Source organism: Roseomonas rosulenta, from assembly GCF_016106005.1.
GTDB lineage: Bacteria > Pseudomonadota > Alphaproteobacteria > Acetobacterales > Acetobacteraceae > Neoroseomonas > Neoroseomonas rosulenta.
In genome coordinates, this window is record NZ_JACADR010000136.1 from 1 (window position 1) to 11,636 (window position 11,636).

At 70.7% G+C, this 11,636-nt stretch carries 13 protein-coding genes and 1 pseudogene; all 14 read right to left on the reverse strand.

Annotated features, from left to right (window positions below; genetic code table 11):
• Window positions 1-94: 94 nt before the first annotated feature.
• The 14 genes and pseudogenes from HW578_RS28305 to HW578_RS15985 all read right to left on the reverse strand — a co-directional run bounded on the left by HW578_RS28305 (window position 95) and on the right by HW578_RS15985 (window position 11,406).
• Window positions 95-304: a hypothetical protein gene (locus tag HW578_RS28305; RefSeq protein ID WP_304621641.1), complete on the reverse strand. Its 210-nt coding sequence runs from the start codon at window positions 302-304 to the stop codon at window positions 95-97.
• A gap of 32 nt (window positions 305-336) precedes the next feature.
• A pseudogene (locus HW578_RS28310) lies at window positions 337-585 on the reverse strand (LLM class flavin-dependent oxidoreductase); the annotation flags it as partial.
• Between the two features lie 30 nt (window positions 586-615).
• Window positions 616-1,326 (reverse strand): ABC transporter ATP-binding protein, encoded by a 711-nt coding sequence (locus tag HW578_RS15930; RefSeq protein ID WP_198371539.1) that lies wholly within the window; start codon window positions 1,324-1,326, stop codon window positions 616-618.
• On the reverse strand, window positions 1,323-2,084 hold the full coding sequence (locus HW578_RS15935; protein WP_198371540.1) for an ABC transporter ATP-binding protein: 762 nt from the start codon (window positions 2,082-2,084) through the stop codon (window positions 1,323-1,325). The genes HW578_RS15930 and HW578_RS15935 overlap by 4 nt, the downstream gene beginning before the upstream one ends.
• Window positions 2,081-2,971, reverse strand: a complete 891-nt coding sequence (locus HW578_RS15940; protein WP_198371541.1) for a branched-chain amino acid ABC transporter permease — start codon at window positions 2,969-2,971, stop codon at window positions 2,081-2,083. Before HW578_RS15940 ends, HW578_RS15935 begins: the two co-directional genes overlap by 4 nt.
• Entirely contained in the window at window positions 2,971-3,831 is an 861-nt protein-coding gene (locus HW578_RS15945; RefSeq protein ID WP_198371542.1) for a branched-chain amino acid ABC transporter permease, read from the reverse strand. Before HW578_RS15945 ends, HW578_RS15940 begins: the two co-directional genes overlap by 1 nt.
• Before the next feature lie 4 nt (window positions 3,832-3,835).
• Window positions 3,836-5,050 carry an ABC transporter substrate-binding protein gene (locus HW578_RS15950; RefSeq protein WP_198371543.1) on the reverse strand — a complete coding sequence of 405 codons (1,215 nt, stop codon included), beginning with the start codon at window positions 5,048-5,050 and terminating at the stop codon, window positions 3,836-3,838.
• 25 nt (window positions 5,051-5,075) lie between these two features.
• Window positions 5,076-6,314: a metal-dependent hydrolase family protein gene (locus HW578_RS15955; protein WP_198371544.1), complete on the reverse strand. Its 1,239-nt coding sequence runs from the start codon at window positions 6,312-6,314 to the stop codon at window positions 5,076-5,078.
• 33 nt (window positions 6,315-6,347) lie between these two features.
• Window positions 6,348-6,863, reverse strand: a complete 516-nt coding sequence (locus tag HW578_RS15960) for a GAF domain-containing protein (RefSeq protein WP_198371545.1) — start codon at window positions 6,861-6,863, stop codon at window positions 6,348-6,350.
• Window positions 6,860-7,756: a branched-chain amino acid ABC transporter permease gene (locus HW578_RS15965; protein ID WP_198371546.1), complete on the reverse strand. Its 897-nt coding sequence runs from the start codon at window positions 7,754-7,756 to the stop codon at window positions 6,860-6,862. Before HW578_RS15965 ends, HW578_RS15960 begins: the two co-directional genes overlap by 4 nt.
• Window positions 7,756-8,622: a branched-chain amino acid ABC transporter permease gene (locus HW578_RS15970; RefSeq protein WP_198371547.1), complete on the reverse strand. Its 867-nt coding sequence runs from the start codon at window positions 8,620-8,622 to the stop codon at window positions 7,756-7,758. The genes HW578_RS15965 and HW578_RS15970 overlap by 1 nt, the downstream gene beginning before the upstream one ends.
• Window positions 8,622-9,809 carry an ABC transporter substrate-binding protein gene (locus HW578_RS15975; RefSeq protein ID WP_198371548.1) on the reverse strand — a complete coding sequence of 396 codons (1,188 nt, stop codon included), beginning with the start codon at window positions 9,807-9,809 and terminating at the stop codon, window positions 8,622-8,624. The genes HW578_RS15970 and HW578_RS15975 overlap by 1 nt, the downstream gene beginning before the upstream one ends.
• Complete coding sequence (locus HW578_RS15980) at window positions 9,806-10,564, reverse strand: ABC transporter ATP-binding protein (RefSeq protein ID WP_198371549.1); 759 nt, start codon at window positions 10,562-10,564, stop codon at window positions 9,806-9,808. The genes HW578_RS15975 and HW578_RS15980 overlap by 4 nt, the downstream gene beginning before the upstream one ends.
• Entirely contained in the window at window positions 10,561-11,406 is an 846-nt protein-coding gene (locus tag HW578_RS15985) for an ABC transporter ATP-binding protein (RefSeq protein ID WP_232479013.1), read from the reverse strand. Before HW578_RS15985 ends, HW578_RS15980 begins: the two co-directional genes overlap by 4 nt.
• Window positions 11,407-11,636: the final 230 nt, after the last annotated feature.

Genomic DNA, 11,636 nt, shown 5'->3' on the forward strand with positions numbered 1-11,636 from the left:
CAACACGGCCCGCCCACACACGAGCCTGAACGGGCTCACCCCAGCAGCCTTTGCAACCCGCCCCGCGTCGGGGCAAATGGAGAACAGGCTCTGCTCATGAACGAGGGCTTTTGGGGGGCAGGGTCACGCCGATACGGTCGGCATAGATCAGCCGCGTCGGCACCAGGTCGCTGGGCGCGACGCTGCGCCCATCGGCAAGTGCCAGCAGGCTTTCCGGCTCCGGCGCGATCGGCCGCCATAGGTTGACGATGGCGAAGCGTTGCGTGAGTTGCCACTCGGCCTGATCGGGCAGGATGTCGCGCACGCGCCGCGCCGCCGATGCCGGACCGACAGGCTGAAGCGGATCGATGCCGGGTCGCGCCCGGCGCTGTCGCGCATGCGGGCGATGGTCTCGCGCGCCTCGTCGAGCGTTTCGCCCCAGAAGGCGAAGACATCGGCGTGCCGGCCGGCGGCGGCAATCGCCGCGTGGGAGGAGCCGCCGACGTAGATCGGGATACATGATACGGCAGCGCCTCCGGCCCTGCAGCAGCCATCCTGGGCGCGCTCATCCGCATCAAAGGGGGGGCTTCTTGCGTGTCGATCAATGCGTGAGGCGGAGCGCCAGCCCGTGCCGCATCACCCCGCCGCGGCCCGTCCGAGATAGAGCGCTGCCGCCGACTCGTCCGCCAGCAGTTCGGCCGCCGGGCCAAGCATCGTGACGCACCCGCCGTCGAGGATGCAGCCACGGTCTGAGACCGCCAGCGCCTGGCGCGCGCGCTGTTCGACCATCAGCACGCTGACGCCCATCGCCGGCAGGGCGCGGATGCGCGCGAAGGATTCCGCGACACGCGCCGGAGCCAACGCGGCAGTCGGTTCGTCCAGGATCATCAGCCGCGGGCGCGCCATCAGGGCGCGGGCGAAGGCAAGCTGCTGGCGCTCGCCGCCCGAGAGGCTGCCGGCGCGCGCGCGGCGGCGCTCGGCCAGCGCCGGGAAGGCGGCCAGTAGCTCGGCGATGCGCGCGCGCGCATCCACCACGCCCTGCACGACCTGCAGGTTCTCCAGCACGCTGAGCGAGGCGAAGACATTGCCCACCTGCGGCACATAGGCGATGCCGAGCGCAAGGCGCCGCTCGACCGGCTCGGCGATGATGTCGCGCCCCTCCAGCACAACGCGCCCGGCTACGCGCGGCAGCAGCCCCATCAACGCGCGCGCCAGGGTGGACTTGCCTGCGCCGTTGGTGCCGGCGACGGTGAGGATCTCGCCCGCCGCGATCGTAAGGTCGATGCCGTTGAGGATGTCGGTCTCGCCATAGCCGCCGGTGAGCTTCGCGATCTCGAGTAGGGTCATGCCACGGCCCCGCCGAGATAGGCCTCGCGCACCGCCGGGTCGGCCAGCACGGTGGCGGGCGTGCCGGTGGCGAGCACGCGGCCGCGGTCCATCACCACCAGGCGCGGCACCAGGCGCGAGAGCGCATCGAGGTCGTGCTCGATGACGAGGAAGCCGATGCCGCGCGTGTTCAGTGCGGTGATGCGCTCGATCAGCTGTTCGACCAGGACCGGGTTCACGCCGGCGAAGGGTTCGTCGAGCAGGATCAACCGCGGCTTCGCCATCAGGGCGCGGCCCAGTTCCAGCAGCTTCTTCTGCCCGCCCGACAACCGGCCCGCGGGCGTGGCGGCCACGGCGCCGAGGCGCAGGAACTCGATCGCGGCATCGGCCTCGGCGCCGATCGCCGCTTCCTCGGCCCGTACGCGCCCGGGGCGCAGGAACAGCCCGAAAAGGCCTTCGCCGGTCTGGTCGGGAGCGGCGGCCATCAGGTTCTCGCGCACGGTCAGGTGGTGGAATTCGCGTGGTACCTGGAAGGTGCGCACCATGCCCGCGCGGGCGCGCGCCGCCGCGCCGAGCCGGTCGAGCGGCCGTCCATCGAGCACGACACTGCCCGTATCGGCGGCAATGAAGCCCGAGACGACCGAGAACAGGGTGGACTTGCCCGCGCCATTGGGTCCGATGATGCCAAGCAGGTCGGTGGAGGGCATCTCGAACGAGACGTCCTCGAGCGCGCGGAAGCCGCCGAAGGACCTGCCGATGCCGCGGACCGAGAGCGTCATCGCCGCGTATAGTCGCCCATGAGCCCCTGCGGGCGGAACAGCGTGAACACCACCAGCGCGAGACCTACCGCGCCCAGGCGTACGCTCGCCATGTCGACCGCCGAGATCAGGTCGGGCGCGAGGTCGCGCAGGAAGCGCGTGCCCTCGAGAAAGAGCATCAGCAGCAGCGCGCCGACCACGGCGCCGGAAACCCGCCCGACACCGCCCATGATCATCGCCATCCAGACGTAGAAGGTGACCAGCGGGATGAACTGGTCGGGCGAGAGGTAGGTGATGTAGTGGGCGTAAAAGGCGCCGGCGAGGCCGGCCAGCGCCGAGCCCAGCGCCAGCACCTGGATCTTGAAGCGCGCCGGATCCTTGCCGAGCGCGCGCAGCGCATCCTCGTTATCGCGGATCGCCTCGATGGCGCGGCCGAAGGGTGAACGCACGACGCGCCGCAGCATCAGCGCCACGGCCATGCAGACCAGCGCGATGGCCCCGAGCGTGGCGAGCGCACCCGGCATGCCAACCCCCATCCCCGCGAAGCTGCGCGGTATGCCCGGTATGCCCTGCACGCCGTTGGTGAGCCATCTCTCAGAGGTGATCACGAGGCGCACCGTCTCGCTGAAGCCGAGGGTGACGACCGCGAAGTAGTCGTCGCGTAGGCGCAGCGCCACCAGCCCGATCGGGTAGGCCGCCAGCGCCGCGATGGCGGCGGCGGCGGCGAAGCAGGCCACCAGCGGCACGCCCTGCAGGCTCAGCAGTGCCGAGGCATAGGCGCCGATCGCGAAGAAGCCGACATGGCCGAAATTCACCAGCCCGGTCAGCCCGTATTGCAGCGTGAGGCCGAGCGTGAGCAGCACGTAGATCGCGGCGATGATCGCGATGGCAACCAGGTAGGCTTCCATCAGCGCAGGCCCTCGACCCGACCGAGCAGGCCGCGCGGACGGACCAGCAGCACTGCCAGCATCACCACGAAGGCAAGCGCGATCTTGTAGGTGAAGCCGACATAGGGCGTGGAGACCTCCTGCGCGATGCCCAACAGCAGGCCCGCCAGCACCGCGCCGGCGGGCGAACCGATGCCGCCGAGAATCGCGGCTGCGAAGGCGGTCAGCAGGCCTTCCCAGCCCATCTCGGGCGAGACGATGGTCTTCACGCCGAGCATCAGCCCGGCGATGCCGGCCGCCGCGCCGGCCAGCAGCCAGAGCGCGACCATCACGCGCAGCGGCCGGATGCCGGAGACGCGCGCGAGGTCCGGATCGTCGGCTACCGCGCGCATCTGCCGCCCAATCGAGGTGAGGTAGAGCACGCCGAAGGCAGCGGCCAGCGCGCAGGCGGCGACGCCCGCGAGCGTCAGGTCCATCGGCGGGATGCGCAGGCCCATCACCTCGACCGGCCAGGCGAGTGGCACCTGGAAGACCTGCTGCTGATGGCCGAAGGCGAGGCCGAGCGCCGCGCGAAGCAGGAAGGCGATGCCGATCGCCGCGACCAGCAGCGAGGCCACCGGCCGGCGCGCCAGCAGGCGGAACACCAGCAGGTAGCCGAGCAGCGACACGATCGCGGAGGCCACCATCGCAGCGCCGCCCGCGACCAGCAGCGACCCGCTCGCCTTATGCGCGGCGAGTCCTGCATAGGCCCCGGCGGTCATGGTGTCGCCCGCCGCCGCATTGGGAAAGCGGGCGATGCCGAAGACCAGCGTGACCGCCAGTGCGGCCAGGCCGATGATCAGCCCATGCACGATGCCGGCAACGAGAAGCGCGCCGAACAAGGCCTCAGATCTTCACGATATAGCGCCGGTTGATCTGCCCCTGCTCGATGAAGAAGGCGCCGAAATCGGGCGTCACGTCGCCATGCTGGTCGAAGTCGAGCACCGAGGAGGCGCCCTCGAAGTTCACCTTGCGGCCGGCAGCAATCGCCGCCTTGCCCTCGGCGAAGCTGGCGACCTGGTCGCCCGGCGGGTTCGCCACCTGGCGGATGGCGGCGTTGATGGCGGCGGTCTCGAAGGACTTCGCCTGCTCGATCGCGAGAGCGAGCGTCGTCGCCATGTCCCAGGTCATGGCGGCATAGGCATTGGCGGCGCCGGGCTGGTTGTTCATGGCGCGGCGATGTGCGGCATCGTAGGCGGCGAAGGCCTGGGCGCCCTCGTTCGAGACGGATTCGACCGCGATGATGCCCTGCGTGACCGCCGGGCCCAGCGCCTGCACGAGCTGCGGATTGGCAGCCCAGCCGGGGATGATCCACTTCACCGGCGTGCCGGTCTGGAACCATTCGCGCAGGATGATGGTGGTGTCGGGCAGGAAGGAGCCCATCACGATCACGTCCGGGCGCGTCGCGAGCACGCGCAGGAGCTCGGCGCGGTAGGAAGGTTGGTTGGGCTCGTAGATGACATGCTCGCCGTTCTGGTTGCCCTTGGCGGCCCAGGCGCGGCGGAAGCCATCGGTATTCCCGATGCCCGAGGCATTATTGAAGGCCATGGTGGCGGGGCGGCGGAAGCCTTCGCGCACCGCGATCTCGGCGAAGGCGCGCCCGAAGCGGTCGTTCGTCGCCTGGAAGCGGTAGCCGAGGTTCCGCGCATTGGCCGGCGGCGTCGAGAGCGCTGGCGCCCCCGAGGTGTGCATCAGGATGATGTCGGCCTCGTTCGTCAGCGGGATGACCGCAAGCGAGACGCCCGATGACCAGGTGCCGAGGATGGCGCGCACGCGATTCACCTCGATCAGCTTCTTCGCCGCCAGCACGGCGGCCTGCGGGCTGGTCTGGGTGTCCTCGGCGAAGACCTCAATGCGGCGGCCGTTGACGCCGCCCGCCGCGTTGATGGCTTCGACAGCCGCCTGGATCATGCGCTGCATGCCGGTGCCGTAGGGCGAGCCGGCGCCGGTGATCGGGTTCAGCGCGCCGATGCGGAAGGTCTCGGCCTGGGCGCGGACGACGTTCGGCAGGGCGAGCGTGCCGGCGGCGGCGCCGAGCGCGAGGCGGCGGGTAATGGTCATCGGTTCGGTCTCCCTGTTGGGCGGATCAGGCCGCCAGCTGGTCCTTCACGAAGCGGCCGCCGAGCATGATGGCGGAGAAGTGCTGCCCCTGGCGGGTCAGCAGCGAGAGATCTTTCAGCGGGTCGCCCTCGACCACGATCAGGTCGGCATGGGCGCCCGGGGCGACGCAGCCGATCTTCCCTTCGGACATCAGCAGCTTCGCCGCGTTGATGGTGGCGCTGCGGATGACCTCGATGGCGGGCTGGATCTCGCCGCGGATGACGAATTCCTCGGACTGGTGGCGATGCATGTCGCCGAGCAGGTCGGTGCCGAAGGCCATGGTCAGGCCGGCCTCGCGCATGATCTCGATCGAGCGCAGCCCGGCGAGACGGACATCGTCGATCTTCGCGACCGATTCCGCCGGCAGGCCGAGAGTCGCACCCTCATCCTTCAGCGCCTGGTAGGTGACGAGGGTCGGGCAGGCGATCGCACCCGACTTGGCGGCGAAGCGGGCGGTGTCGGCCTGGATCAGGTTGCAGTGCTCGAGGCTGCGCACGCCGCAGTCGACGGCGCGGTGGATGGCGCTGTCGGTGTAGAGGTGGGCGGCGACGTAGGTGCCGGCGTTCTCGGCCTCCTCGACGGCGGCCAGCACCTCCTCGCGCGAGAAGCCGACGAAGGCGATGGGGTCGGTCGGCGAGGCGACGCCGCCATTGGCCATGATCTTGATGTAGTCGGCGCCGGCCTTGATCTCCTCGCGGCAGGCGCGGCGGACATCGGCGACGCCGTCGACCAGGCGGCCGAGGCTGCCGAGGCGCGCGGCGAAGAAGGCGGTGTCGCGCGTGTCGTGGCGGCCGCGGAAGTCGCAATGGCCGCCGGTCTGGGACAGCGCCTTGCCGGAGATGTTGAGCCGCGGACCGTCGAAATGACCCTCGTCGCGCGCCATGCGCAGGCCATGGGTGCAGCCGCCGAGGTCGCGCACCGTGGTGAAGCCGCGCATCAGCATGCCGTGCATGATCTTCGCGGCGCGGAAGGCGACGACGGCGTCGGGCAGCATGGCATTGAGGCCGAGGTTCACCACGCCGGCGACGACATGCACATGCGCATCGATCAGGCCGGGCATCAGGGTGCGGCCCTTGAGGTCGATGCGGCGCGCCGTGCCGGACGCGATCGGCTTGTCGCTGACCTCCTTGATCGTGCCGCCCTCGACCAGGACGTGGCCGGGCACGGCGCCATCGGCGGTGCCGTCCAGGATGGCGGCGTTCTCGAACAGGACGGCGTCGGTCATGCGTCGGGTCTCTCTGCGCGGAAGGCGGGGAAGCTAGTCCCGGGCGGCGGCGGCGGCCAGGGTGGCGGCGCGACGGAGCGCGCCGGGCAGGAAGCCGCCGATCACCTCGGCGGTGGCGACGTCCCGTTCCGTGTAGGAATCGGCGGCGTCGAGGATGTTGAGCGTGCCGACCACCTCGCCGCCCTCGCGCACCGGGATGTTGATGCAGGCGGCGCAGCCGAGGCGCGCGATTGTCTCGTGGTCGTAGAAGGCCCAGCGGATGTCGTCCATGCCGTTGCCGAGCCAGGTGCGCCCCTGCTTCAGCACCAGGTCGCCCCAGGGCGTCGGGCCCATGTGCTTGCGGCCCGTCAGCGGGTAGGCGACGGGGTCGGAGGAATGCACGCGCTCCACCTCCGCCCCGCCGGGGACGACGAAGAGGATGGTGAAGAGGCGATGGCCGACCAGGGCGGCATTCGCGGCCTCGGCGGCGCGGAAGACGGCGCGCGGGTCTGCCTCGGAGGCCGCGGCGCTGGCGAGGGCGATCAGGGCCGGCGGCAATTCGGTCGTCATGCGGGCGCCTTCTGGTTGAGTTCGGGGAAGAGGCCGCGCGGGCGCAGCCGCAGCAACAGGATCAGGGCGACGCCAACCGAGGCCTCGCGCAGCGCCGCGGCCTGGACGGCGGAGACGCCGGGGAGGACTTCGGCCGCGAAGCGCGTCGCCTCGAGGAAAGCGATCAGGAGATAGGCGCCGAAGGCCGCACCCGTTGGCCGTCCGTTGCCGCCCGCCGTCACCGCGAGGAAGACGTAGATGGTGATGAGCGGCTGGAAGATCTCCGGCGCGATGTAGGAGGTGTAGTGGCCGTAGAGCGCGCCGGCGAGGGCGGCGATGGCGGCGGCGATCGCGAAGGCCTCGGCCTTCAGACGCGTGACGTGCTTGCCGGCGACGGCGGCGACGATCTGGTCCTCCCGCACCGCGCGCAGCGCGCGGCCCCAGGGCGAGGCGACCAGGCGGCGCAGGGCGAGCCAGACCACGCCGAGGATCGCGGTGACGATCCCGAGCGCAGCGAGGTGGAAGCCCTGGCCCCAGTCGCGCGGCAGGCCAGCGGGAATGCCCGAGATGCCGTCGGTGCCGCCAGTCAGCCAGATCTCGTTCGAGGCGATGACGCGCACCGCTTCCGCGAAGCCCAGCGTGACGATGGCGAGGTAGTCGTCGCGCAGCCGGAGTGTCGAGACGCAGACCACGAAGCCCGCGACGGCGCCGGCGAGCATCGCCGCCAGCAGCCCGACCGGCACCGGCACCCCGCCCCACTTCGTCAGCGTCGCCGAGGCATAGGCGCCGATAGCGAAGAAGCCGGCGAGGCCGAGATTCACGAGGCCCGTCACGCCCCAGGCGAGGCAGAGGCTCTGCGCCAGCAGCGCATAGATGCCGGCGACGACGAGCAGGAAGACGATGTAGGAAACCATCAGGAGGCCCGCGCGCCGAAGAGTCCCGCCGGGCGCAGCGTCAGCACCGCGAGGATGACGACGAAGCCGACCACCAGGCGATAGGCGGGGTTGAAGGCGAGGACGGCGACCTCCTCGGCGACGCCGATGGCAATGGCCCCTGCGACCGCGCCGGGGATCGAGCCCAGCCCGCCCAGCACGGCGGCGGCGAAGATGGACAGCACCAGCCGCGTGCCGACCAGCGGATCGACCGAGGTGTCGAGTCCGACCAGCATCCCGCCCATGCCCGCGAGCCCGGCGCCGACGGCGACCGTGACCGCTGCGACGCGCGCCGGATCCACGCCGCGCAGCAGGGCGAGGTCGCGATTGTCGGCGACCGCGCGCATGGCGCGCCCGGTGCGGCTGTAGCGCAGGAAGGCCCAAAGCATTCCCATGGCGGCGAGGGCGAGCGCGAAGTTCTGCACCTGCTGCGGGCCGACGCGGAACTCGCCGAAGCGCCAGTCCCGCAGCAGCGGCAGGTCGTAGCCGCGCAGGTCGTTGCCGAAGCCGAAGCGCAGCGCGTTCTCCAGCACCAGCCCCGCGGCGAGGGAGGCGATCGCCATCATCAGCGCCCCGGCGGATTCGAGCGGCTTCACCGCCGCCCACTGCACGACGAGGCCTGCGACTGCCGTCGCCGAGAATGCCAGGGCAAGGGCGGCGACCATCGGCAAGCCGAGCGCGGTGTTGCCGACCCAGCCCGCATAGGCCCCCACCGTCGCCAGCGCGCCGATCGCGAAGTTCGGATAGTTCAGTACCGCGAAGATCGCCGTGAAGCCGAGCGCCGGCACCGCGAGGATGGTGCCGGCGATCACGCCGTTGATCAGGGCCTGGGCAAGCGCCTCAGGCATCAGGCGATGCGCAGCAGTGTCTGCCGCCCGGCGCGCACCTGTTCGTAGCGAAACTGGCAGTCGCTGATGTCGCCGGCATCGGTGAAGTCGCAGGGGCCCGAGGCGCCGTCGTAGTCGACCTTGCGCCCTGCCGCGATGGCGCGCAGGCCATCGAGCGCATTGTCCACCTTCTCGCCGCCGCCCTGGCTCACGCTGCGGATCGAATCGCGGATCGCCTGGCCGGTGCCGTCGCGCCCGGCTGCCATCGCCATCAGCACCAGGTTCACATGGTCGTACACCTGGCAGGTGTACGGGTCGGGATTGTCGTTGCCGACGATACGCTTCACTCGTGCGAAGCCGCCAGAGTTCTCGGCTGGGGAGGGGGCCAGGGTGTGGATGCCCTCGGTCACGTCATTGGGCAGGGCCGAGAGCATCTGCTGGTTCACCGAATAGGCGAAGGCAAGCTTCCGCCCGGTATAGCCGGCGCGGAAGATGTCGCGCAGCAGCACCGTCGTGTCGGGCGTGTAGCCGCCCATGACGATAATGTCGGGGCGGAAGCGCAGCGCCTGGTCCACCTCGGTGCGCAGGGAGGGCTTGGACGCGTCGTAGACCAGGAGCTCGGCGGTGCCGCCGGCGCGCTCCATTGCCGTCTTCATGTTGGTGAACTGCGACTGCGTGAAGGGCGTCTGCGGCGCCATGAAGAAGGCGCGGCGCGCGCCGAGCTCGATCGCGTATTCACCGAACTTGCGCCCCTGCAGCGTGGTATTCGGCTGCGTGCGCACCAGCCAGCCATTGTGCGGCAGGGCGGTGATCGAATCGGCGCCCGAGACGGTGGCGAGGAAGGTGCGGCTCTCCCAGCATAGCGGCGCGACCGCGGTGGTCACCGAGGATGCCCAGGTGCCCATGATGGCCGCGACGCGATCGACGTCGATCAGCTTGCGCGCGGAGCGCAGCCCGGCCTCGGGGTTGGTCTGGTCGTCCTCGCTGACCAGCTGGATCTGGCGGCCCAGCACACCGCCGGCCGCATTCACCTCGGTGATCACGGCCCGCACGCAATTGGCCATGACTGGGCCGTAGGGTCCGCCCGCGCCGGTCAGCGGCGTGAGCGTGCCAAGGCGGATCGGCGCGCCCTGCGCGCGAACGGCATGCGGCGCGGCCAGCAGCGCACTGCCGGCGGCCAGCGTCGCGCGGCGGGTGAAAAGCGTCATGGGTGCGGCTCCCTGTAGGTTCCTGTTGCGTCCATACTGCCTGCGCCGCGCCCGCCAAGGAACATGCGGCGGATGCCAGGGTCACAAGCCAGCGCCGGGGCCGGGCCCTCATGCGCATTGCGGCCATCGACCAGCACCAGCGCGCGGTCCGAGGCCTGCATCGCCTGCAGCGCGTTCTGCTCGACCATCAGCACCGCGACGCCCGAATCCGCCGTCGCGCGCACCAGCGCGAAAAGATCGGCCGCCGCCTTTGGCGAGAGCCCCGCAGTCGGTTCGTCGAGCAGCAGCACGCGCGGTTCGCTCATCAGCGCCTGGCCCATCGCCAGGATCTGCCGCTGCCCGCCCGACAGCGTGCGCGCCGCCTGGCGGCGGCGTTCGGCGAGCAGCGGGAAGCGGTCGGTCACCGCGGCCATGCGCGCGCGGGCACGACGCGGGTCGAGGAAGCAGCCCATCACGAGGTTCTCCTCGACGGTGAGCGTGCCGAACACGTTGCGTTCCTGCGGCACCAGCACCAGCCCTGCCTCGATCATGGCGCGCGGCGCGAGGCCCGTGACCTCGCGCCCACCGAGCAGCACGCGCCCGGCGCGCGGGCGCAGCAGGCCGGTCATCAACTTCAGCACGGTGGACTTGCCCGCGCCATTCGGGCCGATGACGCAGAGCAACTCGCCCGCCGCGACGGTGAACGAGACACCCTTCACCACGTGGTCGGCCGCGGCATAGCCGCCGGTCAGGCCCTCGACCGCCAGTGCCGTCATCGCGCCCCGCCCAGATAGGCTTCCTGCACCGCCGGGTCGTCGCGAATGGCGTCGAAGCTGCCCTCCGCCAGCCGCCGCCCGGCCGCCATGACCACGACATGGTCAGAGATGCGCTCGATCAGCGCCATGTCGTGTTCAACGAGCAGGATGGTGCGGCCTTCCGCCACGATGGCGCGCAGCAGGTCGCCGATTTCCTCCGCAAGGGTCGGGTTCACGCCGGCGGCCGGTTCGTCCAGCAACAGCAGCACCGGTTCGGCCATCAGAACACGGCCGATCTCGAGCAGCTTCTTCTGCCCGCCCGACAGTGCGGTGACCAGGTTGTCGATGACGGGCGCGAGGCGCAGGCGCCGTGCGACGGCGAGCGCCTGTTCGGCCAGCGCCGCCTCGCGCCGTCGGGCGGCGGCACTGTCGAGCAGCGCGGTGGTCCAGCTCTCGCCCGGCTGCTCGCGGCCATACAGCATAAGGTGTTCGAACACCGTCAGGCGCGGAAAGCCGCGCGCGATCTGGAAGGACCGCACCAGGCCCCGCGCGGTGATCTGCTCCGGCGGGAGGCCGAGCAGTTCCGCCCCACGCAGCCGCACGCTGCCCGCCTGCGGGCGCACAAGGCCCGAGACAGCGTTGAACAGCGTGGTCTTGCCCGCGCCATTGGGGCCGATCAGCGCTGTGATGCGCCCCGGCGCGACGCTGAAGCTTACGCCATCGAGCGCCGCCAGCCCGCCGAAACACAGGCGCAGCCCATTGAGCCGCAGCAGCGCGTCGCGGTCCGGTTCATCCTCCATGTCACGCAGGACGGCGGATTCCGCGACGGCTGGCAAGGGGAAGCGTGCGTGCGGCCGGATCAAGCGCGCTTCACACGCGGTGGTTGTGGAGCGATTTGGGGTGAACCGACCGGGCGCGCCGCCCTGTCGTTCAGAGGTGCCTGCCGAAGGGATTCTCTCGCTGGGCTTGGGGTCGTGTCCCCGTCCGTGTTGTAGGAGGCGGCCACCGCGGTGAACCTGGGTAGGGTTGAGTTGCGAGCTGCAACCCCTGCCCTGGAACCCCACGATGACCGAGCAAGAGACTGCCCTTCGCG

What these genes read in the sequence shown, in the direction of transcription:
- HW578_RS15930 (WP_198371539.1), bottom strand. Translation starts at nt 1,326, where the DNA reads ATGACCCTACTCGAGATCGCGAAGCTCACCGGCGGCTATGGCGAGACC.
- HW578_RS15935 (WP_198371540.1), bottom strand. Translation starts at nt 2,084, where the DNA reads ATGACGCTCTCGGTCCGCGGCATCGGCAGGTCCTTCGGCGGCTTCCGC.
- HW578_RS15940 (WP_198371541.1), bottom strand. Translation starts at nt 2,971, where the DNA reads ATGGAAGCCTACCTGGTTGCCATCGCGATCATCGCCGCGATCTACGTG.
- HW578_RS15950 (WP_198371543.1), bottom strand. Translation starts at nt 5,050, where the DNA reads ATGACCATTACCCGCCGCCTCGCGCTCGGCGCCGCCGCCGGCACGCTC.
- HW578_RS15955 (WP_198371544.1), bottom strand. Translation starts at nt 6,314, where the DNA reads ATGACCGACGCCGTCCTGTTCGAGAACGCCGCCATCCTGGACGGCACC.
- HW578_RS15960 (WP_198371545.1), bottom strand. Translation starts at nt 6,863, where the DNA reads ATGACGACCGAATTGCCGCCGGCCCTGATCGCCCTCGCCAGCGCCGCG.
- HW578_RS15965 (WP_198371546.1), bottom strand. Translation starts at nt 7,756, where the DNA reads ATGGTTTCCTACATCGTCTTCCTGCTCGTCGTCGCCGGCATCTATGCG.
- HW578_RS15970 (WP_198371547.1), bottom strand. Translation starts at nt 8,622, where the DNA reads ATGCCTGAGGCGCTTGCCCAGGCCCTGATCAACGGCGTGATCGCCGGC.
- HW578_RS15975 (WP_198371548.1), bottom strand. Translation starts at nt 9,809, where the DNA reads ATGACGCTTTTCACCCGCCGCGCGACGCTGGCCGCCGGCAGTGCGCTG.
- HW578_RS15980 (WP_198371549.1), bottom strand. Translation starts at nt 10,564, where the DNA reads ATGACGGCACTGGCGGTCGAGGGCCTGACCGGCGGCTATGCCGCGGCC.